Source organism: Pseudomonas nitroreducens TX1, from assembly GCF_000313755.1.
GTDB classification, from domain to species: domain Bacteria; phylum Pseudomonadota; class Gammaproteobacteria; order Pseudomonadales; family Pseudomonadaceae; genus Pseudomonas; species Pseudomonas nitroreducens_A.
The window spans coordinates 53,074-69,940 of record NZ_AMZB01000101.1 but is presented as its reverse complement, the minus strand read 5'-3'; the positions used below and the strand labels follow the sequence as shown (position 1 = coordinate 69,940).

Genomic DNA, 16,867 nt, shown 5'->3' with positions numbered 1-16,867 from the left:
ATGTCCGCAACCCAGACCTCAGCCGCGCCGAAACCCGCGCGCATCGATATCAAGAAGAGCCTTGTCGACACCATCCTGGCGGGGTTGATCGCCCTGATCGTGTTCGGTCCCATCGTCGGCGTGGTGCTCGACGGCTACAGCTTCAAGCTCGAACCCGTGCGCCTCGCCTGGATGATCGGCGCGGTGATGCTCGGTCGCCTGCTGCTCAGCCTGTACCTGCAGACACCGGCCGGCCTGCGCATCATGGACCGCTTCGAAAGTTCCGACTCGGGCATCAGCGTGTTGCCGCCGGGCTACAAGACGCGACTGCGCTGGATAATCCCGCTGGTGATCCTCGCCGCGGTGATCTTTCCGTTCTTCGCCAGCAAGTACCTGCTCACCGTGATCATCCTCGGGCTGATCTACGTACTGCTCGGCCTGGGCCTGAACATCGTGGTCGGCCTCGCCGGCCTGCTCGACCTCGGCTACGTGGCCTTCTACGCCATCGGCGCCTATGGTCTTGCGCTGGGCTACCAGTACCTGGGACTGGGTTTCTGGACGGTGCTGCCGCTGGCGGCGCTCACCGCCGCGCTGGCGGGTGCGCTACTGGGCTTCCCGGTGCTGCGCATGCACGGTGACTACCTGGCCATCGTGACCCTGGGCTTCGGCGAGATCATCCGCCTGATCCTCAACAACTGGTTGTCCTTCACCGGCGGCCCGAATGGCATGCCGGTGCCGTCGCCCACCTTCTTCGGCCTCGAGTTCGGTCGTCGGGCGAAGGAGGGCGGCACGCCGATCCACGAGTTCCTCGGCATCGATTACAACCAGAACTTCAAGTTCCTGTTCATCTACGTGGTGCTCTTCCTCGTCGTGCTGCTGGTGCTCTACATCAAGCACCGGCTGACCCGCATGCCGGTGGGCCGCGCCTGGGAAGCGCTGCGCGAGGACGAGATCGCCTGCCGCGCCATGGGCCTGAACCACGTGCTGGTGAAACTCTCGGCATTCATGCTCGGCGCCTCCACCGCGGGCCTGGCCGGTGTGTTCTTCGCCAGCTACCAGGGCTTCGTCAACCCGTCGTCCTTCACCTTCTTCGAGTCGGCGCTGATCCTCGCCATCGTGGTGCTGGGCGGCATGGGCTCGACGGTGGGCGTGGTGATCGCCGCCTTCGTCCTCACCGTGGCGCCGGAACTGCTGCGCAGCTTCGCCGACTACCGCGTGCTGCTGTTCGGCATCCTCATGGTGCTGATGATGATCTGGCGCCCGCGCGGGCTGATCCGCATCAGCCGCTCGGGCTTCGCCGTACGCAAGGGGGTGGCGCCATGAGCGGTGACAAGATCCTCAGCGTCGAACACCTGATGATGCACTTCGGTGGCATCAAGGCGCTCAACGACGTCAACCTCGACGTGGAGCGCGGCTCCATCACCGCCCTGATCGGCCCCAACGGCGCCGGCAAGACCACGGTGTTCAACTGCCTCACCGGTTTCTACAAGGCCACCGGCGGCAACATCCTGCTCAATACCCAGGGCGGCACCACCGACGTCATCAAGGTGCTCGGCCAGCCGTTCCAGGGCGGCGACTTCGTCAACCCGGCGCGGTTCGGCAACCGCCTCTACTACAAGATGTTCGGCGGCACCCACCTGGTGAACCGCGCGGGCCTTGCGCGCACCTTCCAGAACATCCGGCTGTTCCGCGAGATGTCGGTGGTGGAGAACCTGCTGGTGGCCCAGCACATGTTCGTCAACCGCAACCTCATCGCCGGTGTGCTCAACACCCCCGGCTACCGCCGTGCGGAAAGCGAGGCGCTGGACCACGCCTTCTACTGGCTGGAAGTGGTGGACCTGGTGGACTGCGCCAACCGCCTGGCGGGCGAGATGTCCTATGGGCAGCAGCGCCGCCTGGAGATCGCCCGCGCCATGTGCACGCGGCCCGAGCTGATCTGCCTGGACGAACCGGCCGCGGGCCTCAACCCCGCGGAAACCCAGGCGCTGGCGCGCATCGTGCGCTACCTGCGCGACCACCACGGCATCACTGTGCTGCTGATCGAGCACGACATGGGCATGGTGATGAACATCTCCGACCACATCATCGTGCTCGACCACGGCGTGGTCATCGCCCGTGGCGCGCCGGACGAGATTCGCCACAACGACAAGGTAATCGCCGCCTATCTCGGCGCGGACGAAGAGGAGCTGGTATGACGGCGCCGATGTTGGAGTTCCGTGATGTGGATGTGTTCTACGGGCCGATCCAGGCGCTGAAGAAAGTGTCGCTGACGGTGGGCGAAGGGGAAACCGTCGCGCTGATCGGCGCCAACGGCGCAGGCAAGTCCACGCTCTTGATGTCGATCTTCGGCCAGCCGCGCGCCGCCAGCGGCGCGATCCTCTACAAGGGCCAGGACATCCGCCACAAGTCCGCGCACTACGTGGCCTCCAACGGCATCGCGCAGTCGCCGGAAGGGCGTCGGGTATTCCCCGACATGACGGTGGAGGAGAACCTGCTGATGGGCACCATTCCCGTCGGCATGGAGCATGCCCAGGAGGACATGCAGCGCATGTTCGACCTGTTCCCGCGCCTGAAGGAACGGCGCAACCAGCGCGCCATGACCATGTCCGGCGGCGAGCAGCAGATGCTCGCCATCGCCCGCGCGCTGATGAGCCGGCCCAAGCTGCTGCTGCTCGACGAGCCCTCGCTGGGGCTGGCGCCCATCGTGGTCAAGCAGATCTTCCAGACCCTTCGCGAGCTGGCCAAGAGCGGCATGACGCTGTTCCTGGTGGAGCAGAACGCCAACCATGCACTCAAGCTGTCCGACCGTGGCTACGTGATGGTCAACGGCGAGATCCGCCTGAGCGGCACCGGTGCGGAATTGCTGGGTAACCAGGAGGTTCGCAACGCGTATCTGGGCGGGCACTGAGTTGGGGCGTACACCCTCTCCCCAGCCCTCTCCCTGAAGGGAGAGGGAGCAGTTCGTGCCGGCTGACACCATCGTGTTTCTCCTGCTCCGATCCAGTCCCCTCTCCCTTCAGGGAGAGGGTTAGGGAGAGGGGCTCTTTCTCCCGTAGAGGTGCCATGCAAGACCTCCGCTTCCTCACCAACGCCGACGTCGCCGAACGCCTGGGTTATCCCCAACTGATCGAAGCCCTGCGCATCGGCCTCGCTGGAGCGTGCGAAGCCCCTGTGCGCGGCTGCCACGAATTGCCAGAAAACGCCTCGCTGCTGACCATGCCGGTGTGGCGGCCAGGGCAGGACATCGGCGTGAAACTGGTCACCGTATTCCCCAATAACGGCGCGAAGAACCTGCCGGCGGTGGCCGCCTTGTTCTGCCTGTTCGACGGACAGACTGGCCACCCGCTGGCAATGCTGGAGGCTTCGGAAATGACTGCCCGGCGCACCGCCTGTACCTCCGCGCTGGCTGCCGATTACCTGGTGCGCCGCGATGCGCGACGGCTGCTGGTGGTCGGCAGCGGCACCCTGGCGCCGCACATGGTCCGTGCCCATAGTTCGGTGCGCGAGTACGAGGACATTGCCGTCTGGGGCCGCCAGGAGGACAAGGTGCAGGCGCTGGTGAAGCGGCTGCAGGACGAAGGCTATCCCGTCCACGCCTGTGCCGATCTGCGCGGCGCTGTTGCGGCGGCAGACTGCATCAGCTGCGTCACCACCTCCCGCGAACCCATCGTCCACGGCGCCTGGCTGCGCTCGGGCTGCCACCTCGATCTGGTCGGCGCCTTCCTGCCCAGCATGCGCGAGACCGACAGCGAAGCCGTGCAGCGGGCGCGCATCGTGGTCGACACCCGCGAAGGCGCGCTGGAAGAGGCGGGCGATCTGCTGATTCCGCTGGGCGAAGGCGTGATCGACGAGAGCGCCATCCACCACCAGCTCAGCGACCTGCTGCAAGGTTGCGGCGCCCGCAGGGACGATAGCGAGATCACCCTGTTCAAGTCGGTGGGTTATGCACTGGAAGACCTGATCGCGGCGCGCTTGCTCGTGCAGTGAAGTTGTCCCGAAATTCTGTGGGCGGCGCTGTGGATAACATCTGGGCGAACCTTGCGGGACCGCGTGGCCGCAGGCCCCGCCAGCGCCGCTCGATTTCTGATCGATTGCCCTGCAACCCCTGTATGGATGGACAGGTACGGCTCTGCGGAAAAGTTCCGCATCTCTGACAGTTGTCCCCGCCAGCCGTTGAAAGACCTGTGGATAACCTTGGGAAGAACTCCTCCAGCGCAGCGGCGACGCGGCCTGCGGCAGAGCGCTCGAAAATCGTCCAGGGGCAGACCCTGATGCCGCTTGCCCACAGAATCCGTGGAGCAGCCTGTGGACAAGGTGGGTGCAACTCGCCGCAGCCCCGTGGCCATGGGGATTTCCAGCGGCTGTTCGGGTTTTATCCAGCACGGCTGTAACGCAACGCGGCCGTTTCGGGCTGTTATGCTCGACCGACCGACAAGAACACGCGCGGCATGATTCCCCGGCAGGTACCGGCGACGGCGGCGCCCAGTTAGAGGATCTCTGCGATGACCACTCCCACCCTGTTCATTACCGGCGCCACCTCCGGGTTCGGCGAAGCCTGTGCGCGGCGTTTCGCCCGCGATGGCTGGTCGCTGGTGATCACCGGCCGCCGCGAGGAGCGGTTGAATGCGCTGGCCCAGGAGCTTTCCGCGCAGACCGACGTGCTGCCGCTGGTGCTCGACGTGCGCGACCGTGCGGCGATGACCGCCGCCGTGGACAGCCTGCCGGAGAAATTCGCCAAGCTGCGTGGCCTGATCAACAACGCCGGCCTCGCCCTGGGTACCGACCCGGCGCAGGAGTGCGAGCTGGATGACTGGGACACCATGGTCGACACCAATATCAAGGGCCTGATGTACGCGACCCGCCTGCTGCTGCCGCGCCTGATCGCCCATGGCCCGGGCGCGAGCATCCTCAACCTGGGCTCGGTGGCCGGCCACTGGCCCTATCCGGGTGGCCACGTCTACGGCGCGACCAAGGCCTTCGTCGAGCAGTTCTCGCTGAACCTGCGTTGCGACCTGGAGGGCACCGGCGTGCGCGTCACCAACCTCGAGCCGGGCATGTGCGAGAGCGAGTTCTCCCTGGTGCGCTTCGGCGGTGACCAGGCGAAGTACGACAAGACTTATGCCGGCGCTGAGCCGATCCAGTCCGCGGACATCGCCGAGACCATCCACTGGATCATGAACCAGCCGCCACACATCAATATCAACACGCTGGAAATCATGCCCGTGAGCCAGGCCTGGGCGGGGTTTGCGGTGCATCGCAAGGGGTGACGGGCTGCCCGCGCGCAGGGCGGTAAGCCCCTCCCGGTTTTCCGCCCATTCGTCCCCGTGCGCGTTATCATTCGTCGCTCACCCCCGCCACAAGAGCCTTCCGATGAGCAAACCGGGCCAACGCGTGCTGGCTGAACTGCGCAAGATGATCGCCTCCGGCGAGTTGGCCGCCGGTGAAAGAATCGTCGAGATTCCCACCGCCGAACGCCTGCAGGTTTCGCGCATGCCGGTGCGCATGGCGTTGCGCACGCTTGAACAGGAAGGCTTGCTGATCAAGGCCGGCAGCCGTGGCTACACCGTGCGCGAAGTCACCGAGCAAGACATTTCCGGTGCGGTGGAAGTGCGTGGCGTGCTGGAAGGCCTGGCGGCCCGCCAGGCCGCCGAGCGGGGCGTTTCGCAGGATACCCGGGCGTTGTTGCAGGCCTGCCTGGACGAAGGGGACCACATCTTCGACAAAGGTCACGTGCTGCCCGAGGACCTGGAGGCGTACCACAGCCTCAACATGCGCTTTCACCAGGCGATCATCGAGGCCAGCGGCAACCGCGCCATCGCCGAGGCTCTGGCGCGCAACGACCACCTGCCGTTCGCCTCGGTCAGCTCGCTGGCGGTGGATCGCGACAATCTCAAGCGCGAGTACCAGCGCTTCAACTTCGCCCACCAGCAGCATCACGCCGCCTACGACGCCCTGATCAACGGCCAGGGCGCGAGGGCGGAGGCGATCATGCGCGAGCACGCCAACGCGACCCTGCGCTACGCCGAATACTTCAATCCGCGGCGCGAGGGTGTGGCAGTGCTGAAGAAGCCCGCGGCCACGGAAAACGACCGGTCATAGCAACGGTCGTCCTGGCGCCGTCGATGCGCCCTCTGCCCCTGTCGCGGCGGCTGTCCCGGCAGATTCGCAGGAGCGAAGCCATAGCCGTCAGCACGCTCAGGCCGCCCGGCGGATATCGCAAGCCCTCTCCGCGCCTGGCTGCCACGTGCAGGGCGAACGAGCACGCCGCCGGCCGGCCCGGCGGCACTCTAGAGGTCGAGCACCAGGCGCGGGCTGCGCGAACGCGAGCAACATGGGGTGAACTGGTCGTTGGCGGCCTGTTCGTCGTCGGTCAGGTACTGGTCCCGGTGCTCCGGCACGCCGTCCAGCACGCGGGTCAGGCATGTGCCGCAGATGCCCTGCTCGCAGGCCACCTGTACCTCCACGCCGATGCCGCGCAGCGCTTCCACCACGCTCTGCCCATCCTCCACGCGCACCACCTGGCCACTGCTCGCCAGCTGGACCTCGAAGGCTTCGCCGCCGACATCCGCTTCGGCGCCGAAATGTTCGTGGTGCAGGCGCGACTCGTCCCAGCCCAGGGCGCGAGCGCTCTCCAGCACGTGTGCCATGAAACCGGCCGGGCCACAGGTATAGAGCTGTGCGTCGCTCGCCTGGGACGCCAGCAGCGCCGTCACGTCCAGGTGGCGCGCCGGATCGCCGTCATCGAAATGACAATGCACGCGGGTGGCGAACTCGCACTGCGCCAGGTGCTCGACGAAGGCCGCCTGCGCAGCCGAACGGGCGCAGTAGTGCAGCTCGAACTCGGCGCCCTGGCGGGCCAGGTGCTCGGCCATGCTCAGGAGCGGCGTGATGCCGATGCCGCCGGCCAGCAGCAGGCGCCGGCCGATGCCGTCCGCGAGCGGGAATAGATTTCGCGGCGGGCCGATGCGCAGCGTCTGGCCGGCGGCCAGTTCGTGCACGGCGAGTGATCCGCCGCGCGAGTCGCTGCAGCGCAGCACGGCGATTCGGTAGCGATGGATTTCTTCCGGCGCGTTGAACAGCGAGTACTGGCGCACCAGTCCGTTGGGCAGGTGCAGGTCGATGTGCGAACCGGCGCTGAAGGCGGGCAGCGGGCCTGCATCGGCGCGGGCCAGATCGAGGCTGAGGATGTCCGGGGTTTCCCGCTGCAGGCGGGTAATGACGACGTCTAGCACGGCGGTGTTCTCGCGATTGGCCGGCCTCGCGGGCCGGCGCTGGGTGAGGAGGTCAGGCGCTGGCGATGAGGGCGCTGGCGGGCTGTCGCTCGGCTTCGCAGAGCCGTTCGAGGATGCGCCGCGACTGCACGCCGCCGGCATCGATGTTCAGCTTCAGCAGTTGCCGTTGCGGATGGAGCAGCAGGTTCTGCTGCTGTCGTTCGAGCATCTCCAGGTCTTCGCCGAAGATCTTTCCCTGTCCCTCGCGAATGGTCGCGGTGAGTGCAGCGTCCTGCGGCTGGAAGTTGCGTGCCATGCCCCAGAAGTACCAGATCGAGGTCTCGGTCTCGGGGGTAATGAAATCGACCACGATGCTCGCCGCCTTGTGCTGCGCCGGCGCGTGGTAGCCGCCGTGGCCGGCGTGGGCCACGCCCACCTCGATCAGCACGTGGCTGGGCGGAGTGAAGCGGCAGATCTGCCAGCGGTCCACCGGCACGTCGTCGGCCAGGCCGTTGCCGCGCAGGGCCATGCGCCAGAACGGCGGGGCCATGACATTCTCCATGTGCCGCTCGGTGATCACCTCGTCGCCTTCCACGCGGGTCCTGGGCGCCGCCTCGTCGATTTCCTTCTGGCCGATGCTGCTGGCGTGCACGTAGGTCTCGTGGGTGAGATCCATGAGGTTGTCGATCATCAGCCGGTAGTCGCACTGGATGTGGTACAGGCCGCCGCCATAGGCCCAGTCCGGGTTGTCGGCCCATTCCAGGTGGTGGATCAGCGCCGGGTCCGCCTGGGCGGCGTCGCCCGGCCAGACCCAGATGAAGCCGTAGCGTTCTTCCACGGCGAACGTGCGGATCGCCGGGAAGCCACGCACGCGCTGGCCGGGCATGGACTCGGTGTGGCCCGAGCAGCCCATCGCCAGGCCGTGGTAGCCGCAGATCAGCTTGCCGTCCTCGACGAAGCCCAGCGACAGCGGTGCGCCACGGTGCGGGCAGAAGTCTTCCAGCGCGGCCACGCGGCCCTCGGCGCCACGGTAGAAAACCATCTTCTCGCCGCACACTTGCCGCCCCAGGGGCTTCTCGGCGATCTCGTCGGGAGTGCAGGCGACGTACCAGGCATTCTTCGGGAACATGGGGCGACCCTCATCTTTTGGTTGTTATTGGATCCAATGGTTCGCTTTGAGGCGAAGTGCTGTCAACCCGGAGAGGTCCATTCGCTCGAAAAATAAGCAGTTCGATGATCGCACGAATTCGCTGATAGCCTGTAAGTGCCGATACAGACGGTGTGTGGCTCGGGCGCGGCCCGGTGCAAGGCGCAGGGAGTGGTGAGTCATGGGCGGCATGGGATCCAATTGGCTTGTTTTCGGGATCCACTGCTGCCAGGGTGTGCGCCATCAAGCCTCCACAACAAGAAAAAGAGGAATCTGCCATGCCGGCCTTGCCTAGCCCGCGTAATGCCTTCCGTCGTGCCCCTCGTGCAGAGGTGCGCCCATGAATCGCGATCTGCGCAGCGCCCTGGAGCAGGGGCCAATGAACCGCTTCCAGTGGACGGCCATTGGCATCTGCATCGTGCTCAACATGATCGATGGCTTCGATGTGCTGGTGATGGCCTTCACCGCCGCATCGGTCTCCGCCGAGTGGGGCCTCAACGGTGCCCGGGTCGGGCTGCTGCTCAGCGCCGGGCTGTTCGGCATGGCGGCCGGATCGCTGTTCATCGCCCCGCGCGCCGACCAGTTCGGCCGTCGCCCGCTGATTCTCTTCTGCCTGCTGCTGTGCGGTGTCGGGATGCTGCTATCGGCCTTGAGTCAGACGCCGGCGCAACTGGCGATACTGCGCGGCCTTACCGGTCTGGGCATCGGCGGCATCCTCGCCAGCAGCAACGTGATCGCCGCCGAATACGCCAACAAGCGTTGGCGGCCCCTTGCGGTGAGCCTGCAATCCACCGGCTACGCCCTGGGCGCCACCTTCGGCGGGTTGCTGGCCGTGTGGCTGATCGGCCACTGGGGCTGGCGCTCGGTGTTCCTCGCCGGCGGCCTGATTTCCCTGGCGGCCATACCGCTGGTGCTGGCGGGCCTGCCCGAATCCCTCGACTTCCTGCTGGCACGCCGCCCAGCCAATGCCCTGGCGCGGGTCAACGTCCTGGCCGGACGGCTGGGCCTGGCGAGCCTGGACTCGCTGCCCGAAGCCCGTGTCCGCGAGCCGGGCGGCGTGGCCATGCTGCAATTGCTGGCCCCCGAGCTGCGCCGTCCGACCCTGCTGATCTGGCTGCTGTTCTTCCTCGCCATGTTCGGCTTCTACTTCATCATGAGCTGGACGCCGAAGCTGCTGGTAGCCGCCGGCCTGACGGCGCAGCAGGGCATCACCGGCGGGGTGCTGTTGAGCATCGGCGGGATATTCGGCGCGGCGCTGGTCGGCGCGCTCTCGGCACGGCTGCCGCTGGCGCGGGTGCTGCAGGGCTTCATGCTGGTCACCGCCGCGCTGCTGGTGCTGTTCCTCGCCTCCGCCACTTCGCTGGCGGCCGCGCTCGGCCTGGGCCTGCTCATCGGCCTGTTCGCCAATGGCTGCATCGCCGGGCTCTATGCGCTGTCGCCACTGGTCTACCCGGCTGGCGTGCGGGCCACCGGAGTGGGCTGGGCGATCGGTGTCGGCCGTCTGGGGGCGATTCTCTCGCCGACAGTCGCAGGCCTCCTGCTCGACGATGGCTGGCAGCCGCTGCACCTCTACGGGGTGTTCGCCGTGGTCTTCGTGCTGGCTGCCGGGGTACTCCTGGGGCTGCGCCCCGCGGCCCGGCCCAGCGCGCCGCTGGCTGCGCACTGAGGGCGAGTCAATGCTGACCGTCGATGATCGCCTCGGCGATGGTGGTGCGGAACCAGTCCAGCGCCGCCGAGTGCTCGCTGCTCGCGCGCCAGTGCAGGGATACCTCGAACGCCGGTACGGCAAAGGGCAGTTCGAGCATCTTCAGCCCGCCCTCGGCGACGAACATGCGGGCGATCTGCGCCGGCAGGATGGTCAGCAGGTCGGTGCCGGGAATGATCTTCGGCAGTACCGAGAAGTGCGGCACGCGCAGGGCGATGCGGCGCTCCAGCTTCATCGCCTGGAGCACATCCTCGGCGATCCCGTGGCCGGAGGTGCGGGTCACCACCACGTGACGCTCGCCCAGATAGCTGGCGAGGTCCAGGTGGTCGGCGATGCGCGGGTGATCGGCGCTGAGCAGGCAGACATAGCGTTCCTCGATCAGTACCTGGCTGCGGCTGCCGGGCACCGCCTGGCGGCAGATGGCGGTGTCGACCTTGCCGCTGGCCAGCCAGTCGCCGACTTGATCCACCTGCAACGCCAGCACTTCCACCTCGGCCAGCGGCGCCTCGCGATTCAGCCGCGCCAGGATCAGCGGCAGAAAGCCCAGCTCGCCAAGATCGGAGAGGGCGATGCGAAAGCGTCGTCCGGTGCTTGCCGGGTCGAACTGGCGGGTGCTCTGCACGGCGCCTTCGATGCGCGTCAGCGCTTCGCGCAGGGTGCCGTACAACTGCTCGGCGACGAAGGTCGGCTGGATACCGTCGCGGCTGCGGCTGAACAGCGGGTCGTCGAACAGCTCGCGCAAGCGGGCCAGGGCGTAGCTCACCGAGGGTTGGGTGACGAACAGGCGTTCGGCGGCGACGGTCACGCTGCCGGCCTCGTAGAGCGTGACGAAGGTGCGGATCAGGTTGAGGTCGGTCTGGGCCATGATATCCACATAGATGGTTTTTATGTTCGATAGAAAGACTATCGATTTGATCGATTATCAGGCCGCTGCGAGAGTAGCGCAAACCCTAAGAACGAGCCTGAAGGGCCAGCATGAAAACCGTCCATAACGCCTCCTACGACATTCTCCGCCGCCACGGCCTGACCACGATCTTCGGCAACCCCGGTTCCAACGAGCTGCCGTTCCTCAAGGATTTCCCCGAGGATTTCCGCTACATCCTCGGCCTGCACGAGGGCGCGGTGGTCGGCATGGCCGACGGCTTCGCCCTGGCCAGCGGCAAGCCCGCCTTCGTCAACCTGCACGCCGCGGCCGGCACCGGCAACGGCATGGGCGCGCTGACCAACGCCTGGTACAGCCATAGCCCGCTGGTGATCAGCGCCGGCCAGCAGGTGCGCTCGATGATCGGCGTCGAGGCCATGCTGGCCAACGTCGATGCCGCTCAACTGCCCAAGCCGCTGGTGAAGTGGAGCGCCGAGCCGGCCTGTGCCCAGGACGTGCCGCGCGCTCTGAGCCAGGCGATCCACATGGCCAGCCTGGCGCCCAAGGCCCCGGTGTACCTGTCGATTCCCTACGATGACTGGGCGCAGCCGGCGCCGGTCGGCGTCGAGCACCTGGCCGCACGCAGCGTCGCCAGCGCCGGGCTGCCCTCGGCGGCGCAGTTGAGCGAGTTGGCCGAGCGCCTGTCGCGGGCGAACAATCCTGTCCTGGTGCTCGGCCCGGACGTCGATGGCGCCAACGCCAACGGGCTGGCCGTGCAACTGGCGGAAAAGCTGCGGATGCCGGCCTGGGTCGCGCCGTCGGCCTCGCGCTGCCCGTTCCCTACGCGCCACCGCAGCTTTCGTGGTGTGCTGCCGGCGGCGATCTCCGGCATCTCCAGGCTGCTCGCCGGGCACGATCTGATCCTGGTGGTGGGGGCCCCGGTGTTCCGCTATCACCAGTTCGCTCCGGGCGACTACCTGCCTGCCGGTGCCGAGCTGGTGCACCTGACCTGCGACCCCGGCGAAGCCGCGCGCGCACCGATGGGCGATGCCCTGGTCGGTGACATCCAACTCACCCTCGAAGCCTTGGTGGAGTCGGTACGTACCAGCCAGCGCCCGCTGCCCGAGGCGCTGCCGCGCCCGGCGCCGCGTGCCGCCGAGGAAGGCCCGTTGCACCCGGAAACGGTGTTCGATGTGATCGATGAGCTGGCGCCGGAGGATGCCATCTTCGTCAAGGAGTCCACGTCCACGGTCAGTGCCTTCTGGCAGCGCGTGGAGATGCGCCAGCCGGGCAGCTACTTCTTCCCGGCGGCCGGTGGCCTGGGCTTCGGCCTGCCGGCGGCGGTCGGCGTGCAATTGGCGCAGCCGCATCGGCGAGTCATCGGGATCATCGGCGACGGCTCGGCGAACTACGGCATCACTGCCCTCTGGACCGCCGCGCAATACCGCGTGCCGGCGGTGTTCATCATCCTCAAGAACGGCACCTACGGCGCGCTGCGCTGGTTCGCCGGGGTGCTCGATGTACCCGACGCTCCGGGCCTGGACGTGCCCGGCCTGGATTTCTGCCAGATCGGCCGTGGCTACGGCGTGCGCTCGGTGCAGGCGGCCGACGCTGCGACCCTGCGCGAGGAACTGGCCCGTGCCCTGGCCGGCGACGAGCCGGTGCTGATCGAGGTTCCCACCCTGACCATCGAACCCTGAGGCGTGCGCGCCCTGCCTGGGGCGCTTTTCATGACCGACAAAAATAACAAGAGGTGGCTATGCACAAGACGACTGTCGCGGCGGTGATCGATTCCGCCCGGTTCAACCGCACCCACTGGCTGATCCTCGCCTGGGGCTGCTTCATCATGCTGTTCGACGGCTACGACATGGTGGTGTACGGCTCGGTCGTGCCCCGTCTGATGCACGAGTGGCAGCTCAGCCCGGTACAGGCCGGCACGCTGGGCAGTTGCGCGCTGTTCGGCATGCTCTTCGGCGGGACCCTGCTGGCGCCGCTGGCCGACCGCTTCGGCCGGCGCCGTCTGGTGATCCTCATGACCCTGCTGGCGAGTCTCGCCGCGTTCCTTACCGGTCATGCGCGTACGCCGCTGGAACTGGGCGTCTGCCGTTTCATCACCGGCCTGGCGCTGGGTGCGCTGGTGCCCAGTGCGGTCAACCTGATCAGCGAGTTCGCCCCGGCTGGGCGCCGCGCCACGCTGATCACGGTGATGTCCAGCTTCTACTCGGTGGGCGCCGTGCTGTCGGCGCTGGTCGGTATCGCGCTGATCCCGCAGTGGGGCTGGCAGTCGGTGTTCTATGTGGCGGTGCTGCCGGTGCTTGCCGTGCCGCTGATGCTGCGCTACCTGCCGGAGTCGGCAGCCTTCCTCGAACTGAAGGGCCGCCGCGCTGAACTCGACGTACTGCTGGCGAGGGTCGACCCGGCCTACCGTCCCGGCACCGAGCTGGTGCTCGCAAGCCCGGATGCCGACGCTGAAAGGGCGCGCCTGCCGCAACTGTTCGGTGCCGGACAGGCGCTGGGCACCTTGCTGCTGTGGATCGGCTTCGCCATGTGCATGCTGATGAGCTATGGCCTCAACACCTGGCTGCCGAAGTTGATGGCCAACGGCGGCTATCCGCTCACCTCCAGCCTGGTGTTCCTGGTCACCCTGAACGTCGGCGCCACCCTCGGCGCGCTGTTCGGCGGCTGGCTCGCCGACCGCCTGGGCACCCAGCGCACGCTGGTGCTGTTCTTCGCCCTGGCCGCGGCTTCGCTGGCGGCGCTGGGTATCAATCCCGGCCCGTGGCTGCTCAACACACTGCTGGTGATCGCCGGCGCCACCACCATTGGCACCCTGGCAGTGATCCATGCCTACGCCGCGCAGTTCTACCCGACCCACGTGCGCTCCACCGGCGTCGGCTGGGCCGCCGGCATCGGCCGGCTCGGCGCCATCGCCGGCCCCATGCTCGGCGGCAGCCTGCTCGCCCTGGAGCTGCCGTTCCAGGAGAACTTCCTCGCCTTTGCCCTGCCCGGCGTAGTCGGGGCGCTGGCCATCGGTTTCATCCGCGTGCGACCGCGCGAGTCCGTCGGTGCCTTTGTCGCCCGCGAAAAATCCGTTTGAAAGGAGAATGTCCATGACCGCTTCGATCTACACCGATTTCCACCTGCAACCCCTGGCCGGCGAATGGCGTACCGGCAGCACCGGCAAATCGCTGCGCGACTGCAACCCCTATGACGGCAGCCTGCTGGTGGAGATTCCCCAGGCCAGCCGCGACGATCTCGATGCCGCCTACCGCAAGGCCGCCCAGGTGCAGCCGGCCTGGGCCGCGCTGCCGCCGGTGGAGCGTGCCGCGCTGTTGCACCGCGCGGTGGCGGTGTTCGACGAGCGCCGCGAGGAGATCATCGGCTGGATCATCCGTGAGTCCGGCAGCACCCGCCTGAAGGCCACGCTGGAGTGGGGCGCGGCGCGCGCCATCACGCTGGAAGCGGCATCGTTCCCCAGCCGCGTGCACGGGCGCATCGTCGACTCCAGCATCCCCGGCAAGGAAAGCCGCGTGTACCGCAGCGCCATCGGGGTAGTAGGCGTCATCAGTCCGTGGAACTTCCCCCTGCACCTGACCCAGCGCTCGCTGGCACCGGCCCTGGCGCTGGGCAACGCGGTGGTGGTCAAACCGGCCAGCGACACCCCGGTATGCGGCGGCCTGCTGCTGGCGAAGGTTTTCGAGGAAGCCGGGCTGCCGGCCGGCGTGCTCAGCGTGGTGGTGGGCGCGGGCAGCGAGATTGGCGATGCGTTCGTCGAACATCCGGTGCCGGGGCTGGTGACGTTCACCGGGTCGACCCCGGTGGGGCGCAATATCGGGCGTATCGCCAGCGGCGGCGCGCACCTCAAGCATGTGGCCCTGGAGCTGGGCGGCAACAGTCCGTTCGTGGTGCTGGAAGACGCCGACCTCGAACAGGCGGTGAATGCCGCGGTGTTCGGCAAGTTCCTGCACCAGGGCCAGATCTGCATGGCGATCAACCGCATCATCGTCGTCGATGCGTTGTACGACGCTTTCGCCGAGCGCTTTGTCGAGCGGGTGAAGCAGGTGAAGGTCGGCGACCCGCAACTGGCGGAGACGGCGGTTGGCCCGATCATCAATGCGCGCCAGCTCGAAGGATTGCTGGAGAAGGTGGCCCTGGCACGCCGCGAGGGTGCCCGGCCGCTGTATGAAGGTGGCGTGCAGGGCCAGTTGCTGGCGCCGCACGTGTATGGCGAGGTCGGCCCGGACATGGAGATCGCCCGCGATGAAATTTTCGGCCCGCTGGTCGGTCTGCTGCGCGCCCGCGACGAGGAGCACGCGCTGGAGCTGGCCAACGCCAGCGAGTACGGCCTGGCCAGCGCCGTGTTCACCCGCGACCTCGACCGTGGCGTGCGCTTTGCCCGCCGCATCCACGCCGGCATGACCCATGTGAACGACATCCCGGTCAACGACGAGGCCAACGCGCCCTTCGGTGGCGAGAAGAACTCCGGCCTGGGCCGCTTCAACGGCGACTGGGCGATCGACGAGTTCACCCGCGACCACTGGGTGAGCGTGCAGCGGGAGGCACGCCACTACCCCTTCTGATCGCCTGACCGGCAACGCTGCGAATTCAGCTCTGGGCGTGTCCACGCGGACGCGTCCCGGGTCGCTGCATCCCTGAAAAAACGGAGAACAATAACAATGATCAGCCGTCATACCCGCGTATTGCCGTCCCTCGCCTGCGCGACCCTGCCGCTCCTGGCCTGCAGCTACGCCCAGGCCGCCGAGGAGGGTGGTTTCTTCGAGGACGCGCGCACCGACCTGGTGCTGCGCAACTATGCCTTCAACCGCGACTTCCGCGACCACAACGCCGGCAAGAGCCTGGTCAACGAGTGGGCACAGGGCTTCATTCTCAAGTTCACCTCCGGCTATACCCGTGGCACGCTGGGTTTCGGCGTCGATGCCCTGGGCCTGTACGGCGTGAAGCTGAACAGCAGTCGCGACCAGAGCGGTTCCGAATTGCTGCCGGTACATGACGACGGCAAGGCCGCGGACGAGTACGGCCGCGTGGCGGTGGCGGCGAAGCTGCGGCTGTCGGCCAGCGAGTTGAAGATCGGCGAGATGCTCCCGGATATCCCGGTTCTGCGCTATGACGACGGTCGCCTGTTGCCGCAGACCTTCCGTGGCGCCGCGCTGGTGTCGCGAGAGTGGGAAGGCATGAGCCTGTACGGCGGGCGCTACGACCAGGTCAGCCTGCGCAACTCGGCAGACCTGCAGGACCTGTCCTCGTGGTCGGCGCCGACGGCGAAGTCCGACGCCTTCAACTATGCCGGCGCGGAGTACCGCTTCAACGACCAGCGCACCCTGGTCGGCGCCTGGTATGCGCAGTTGGAGGACATCTACACCCAGCGCTACTTCAACCTGCTGCACAAGCAGCCGGTGGGCGACTGGGTGCTGGGCGCCAACCTCGGCCTGTTCTTCGACCGCGACGATGGCCGCGCCCTGGCCGGTGACATCGACAGCCACACTGCCTACGCGCTGCTCTCGGCCAATCGTGGCGGGCACACGGTGTACCTTGGCCTGCAGAAGGTCGGTGGCACCGGCATGTGGCAGTCGGTCTATGGCAGTAGCGGACGGACGATGGGCAATGACATGTTCAACGGCAACTTCACCAACGAGGACGAGCGCTCCTGGCAGGTGCGCTATGACTATGACTTCGTCGCCGTGGGCGTGCCGGGCCTGGTGAGCATGGTGCGCTACGGCAAGGGCGACAATGCCACCACCAAGGCGGGCAGCGGCGGCAAGGAATGGGAGCGCGACGTGGAGCTGGGCTACACGGTGCAGAGCGGGGTGCTGAAGAAGCTCAATGTGAGGGTCAACCACGCCAGCAACCGACGCAGCTTCAACAGCGATTTCGATCAGACCCGGTTGATCTTCAACTACCCGATTTCACTCTGACGGCACGCAGGGGGGTGTGGCTGGCGAGCG

At 67.1% G+C, this 16,867-nt stretch carries 14 protein-coding genes; 11 read left to right on the top strand and 3 right to left on the bottom strand.

Translation table 11 applies throughout. The features are described from left to right. From livM to C167_RS0110550, 6 genes are all read left to right on the top strand, one after another. Positions 1–1,302: a high-affinity branched-chain amino acid ABC transporter permease LivM gene (gene livM / locus C167_RS0110575; protein ID WP_037006101.1), complete on the top strand. Its 1,302-nt coding sequence runs from the start codon at positions 1–3 to the stop codon at positions 1,300–1,302. Beyond that, a complete protein-coding gene (locus tag C167_RS0110570; RefSeq protein WP_017518246.1) occupies positions 1,299–2,174 on the top strand; it encodes an ABC transporter ATP-binding protein in 876 nt (291 codons plus the stop codon). The genes livM and C167_RS0110570 overlap by 4 nt, the downstream gene beginning before the upstream one ends. Further along, positions 2,171–2,887, top strand: a complete 717-nt coding sequence (locus C167_RS0110565) for an ABC transporter ATP-binding protein (RefSeq protein WP_017518245.1) — start codon at positions 2,171–2,173, stop codon at positions 2,885–2,887. Before C167_RS0110570 ends, C167_RS0110565 begins: the two co-directional genes overlap by 4 nt. Positions 2,888–3,042: 155 nt before the next feature. Then, positions 3,043–3,966, top strand: coding sequence for an ornithine cyclodeaminase family protein (locus C167_RS0110560; RefSeq protein ID WP_017518244.1), 924 nt, complete (start codon positions 3,043–3,045; stop codon positions 3,964–3,966). A 515-nt stretch (positions 3,967–4,481) separates the two neighbouring features. Further along, positions 4,482–5,246 carry an SDR family oxidoreductase gene (locus C167_RS0110555; RefSeq protein ID WP_017518243.1) on the top strand — a complete coding sequence of 255 codons (765 nt, stop codon included), beginning with the start codon at positions 4,482–4,484 and terminating at the stop codon, positions 5,244–5,246. Positions 5,247–5,349: 103 nt separating this feature from the next. Continuing rightward, on the top strand, positions 5,350–6,078 hold the full coding sequence (locus C167_RS0110550) for a GntR family transcriptional regulator (RefSeq protein ID WP_017518242.1): 729 nt from the start codon (positions 5,350–5,352) through the stop codon (positions 6,076–6,078). Positions 6,079–6,266: 188 nt separating this feature from the next. On the opposite strand, the gene C167_RS0110545 is transcribed toward C167_RS0110550, so the two are convergent. Together C167_RS0110545 and C167_RS0110540 are read right to left on the bottom strand one after the other, a co-directional pair. After that, the gene (locus tag C167_RS0110545; protein ID WP_017518241.1) at positions 6,267–7,211 is read right to left on the bottom strand and encodes a PDR/VanB family oxidoreductase; all 945 of its coding nucleotides are present in this window, start codon (positions 7,209–7,211) and stop codon (positions 6,267–6,269) included. 52 nt (positions 7,212–7,263) lie between these two features. After that, on the bottom strand, positions 7,264–8,319 hold the full coding sequence (locus C167_RS0110540; protein WP_017518240.1) for an aromatic ring-hydroxylating oxygenase subunit alpha: 1,056 nt from the start codon (positions 8,317–8,319) through the stop codon (positions 7,264–7,266). Between the two features lie 358 nt (positions 8,320–8,677). On the opposite strand from C167_RS0110540, the gene C167_RS0110535 reads away from it, so the two are divergent. Further along, positions 8,678–10,003, top strand: coding sequence for an MFS transporter (locus tag C167_RS0110535; RefSeq protein ID WP_017518239.1), 1,326 nt, complete (start codon positions 8,678–8,680; stop codon positions 10,001–10,003). Positions 10,004–10,010: 7 nt separating this feature from the next. On the opposite strand, the gene C167_RS0110530 is transcribed toward C167_RS0110535, so the two are convergent. Further along, positions 10,011–10,907 carry a LysR family transcriptional regulator gene (locus tag C167_RS0110530; RefSeq protein WP_017518238.1) on the bottom strand — a complete coding sequence of 299 codons (897 nt, stop codon included), beginning with the start codon at positions 10,905–10,907 and terminating at the stop codon, positions 10,011–10,013. 110 nt (positions 10,908–11,017) lie between these two features. Here C167_RS0110530 and mdlC point away from each other — a divergent pair, with 110 nt between their 5' ends. From mdlC to C167_RS0110510, 4 genes are all read left to right on the top strand, one after another. Next, a complete protein-coding gene (gene mdlC / locus C167_RS0110525; protein WP_017518237.1) occupies positions 11,018–12,604 on the top strand; it encodes a benzoylformate decarboxylase in 1,587 nt (528 codons plus the stop codon). A 59-nt stretch (positions 12,605–12,663) separates the two neighbouring features. Further along, entirely contained in the window at positions 12,664–14,001 is a 1,338-nt protein-coding gene (locus C167_RS0110520; protein WP_017518236.1) for an MFS transporter, read from the top strand. Between the two features lie 13 nt (positions 14,002–14,014). Further along, positions 14,015–15,484, top strand: coding sequence for an aldehyde dehydrogenase family protein (locus tag C167_RS0110515; RefSeq protein ID WP_017518235.1), 1,470 nt, complete (start codon positions 14,015–14,017; stop codon positions 15,482–15,484). A gap of 96 nt (positions 15,485–15,580) precedes the next feature. After that, positions 15,581–16,837 carry an OprD family porin gene (locus C167_RS0110510; protein WP_017518234.1) on the top strand — a complete coding sequence of 419 codons (1,257 nt, stop codon included), beginning with the start codon at positions 15,581–15,583 and terminating at the stop codon, positions 16,835–16,837. Positions 16,838–16,867 lie beyond the last annotated feature (30 nt).

Coding starts and splice junctions, on each gene's coding strand:
- C167_RS0110515 (WP_017518235.1), top strand. CDS start 14,015: ATGACCGCTTCGATCTACACCGATTTCCACCTGCAACCCCTGGCCGGC.
- C167_RS0110555 (WP_017518243.1), top strand. CDS start 4,482: ATGACCACTCCCACCCTGTTCATTACCGGCGCCACCTCCGGGTTCGGC.
- C167_RS0110540 (WP_017518240.1), bottom strand. CDS start 8,319: ATGTTCCCGAAGAATGCCTGGTACGTCGCCTGCACTCCCGACGAGATC.
- mdlC (WP_017518237.1), top strand. CDS start 11,018: ATGAAAACCGTCCATAACGCCTCCTACGACATTCTCCGCCGCCACGGC.
- C167_RS0110535 (WP_017518239.1), top strand. CDS start 8,678: ATGAATCGCGATCTGCGCAGCGCCCTGGAGCAGGGGCCAATGAACCGC.
- C167_RS0110550 (WP_017518242.1), top strand. CDS start 5,350: ATGAGCAAACCGGGCCAACGCGTGCTGGCTGAACTGCGCAAGATGATC.
- C167_RS0110510 (WP_017518234.1), top strand. CDS start 15,581: ATGATCAGCCGTCATACCCGCGTATTGCCGTCCCTCGCCTGCGCGACC.
- C167_RS0110530 (WP_017518238.1), bottom strand. CDS start 10,907: ATGGCCCAGACCGACCTCAACCTGATCCGCACCTTCGTCACGCTCTAC.
- C167_RS0110570 (WP_017518246.1), top strand. CDS start 1,299: ATGAGCGGTGACAAGATCCTCAGCGTCGAACACCTGATGATGCACTTC.
- C167_RS0110565 (WP_017518245.1), top strand. CDS start 2,171: ATGACGGCGCCGATGTTGGAGTTCCGTGATGTGGATGTGTTCTACGGG.
- C167_RS0110520 (WP_017518236.1), top strand. CDS start 12,664: ATGCACAAGACGACTGTCGCGGCGGTGATCGATTCCGCCCGGTTCAAC.
- livM (WP_037006101.1), top strand. CDS start 1: ATGTCCGCAACCCAGACCTCAGCCGCGCCGAAACCCGCGCGCATCGAT.
- C167_RS0110560 (WP_017518244.1), top strand. CDS start 3,043: ATGCAAGACCTCCGCTTCCTCACCAACGCCGACGTCGCCGAACGCCTG.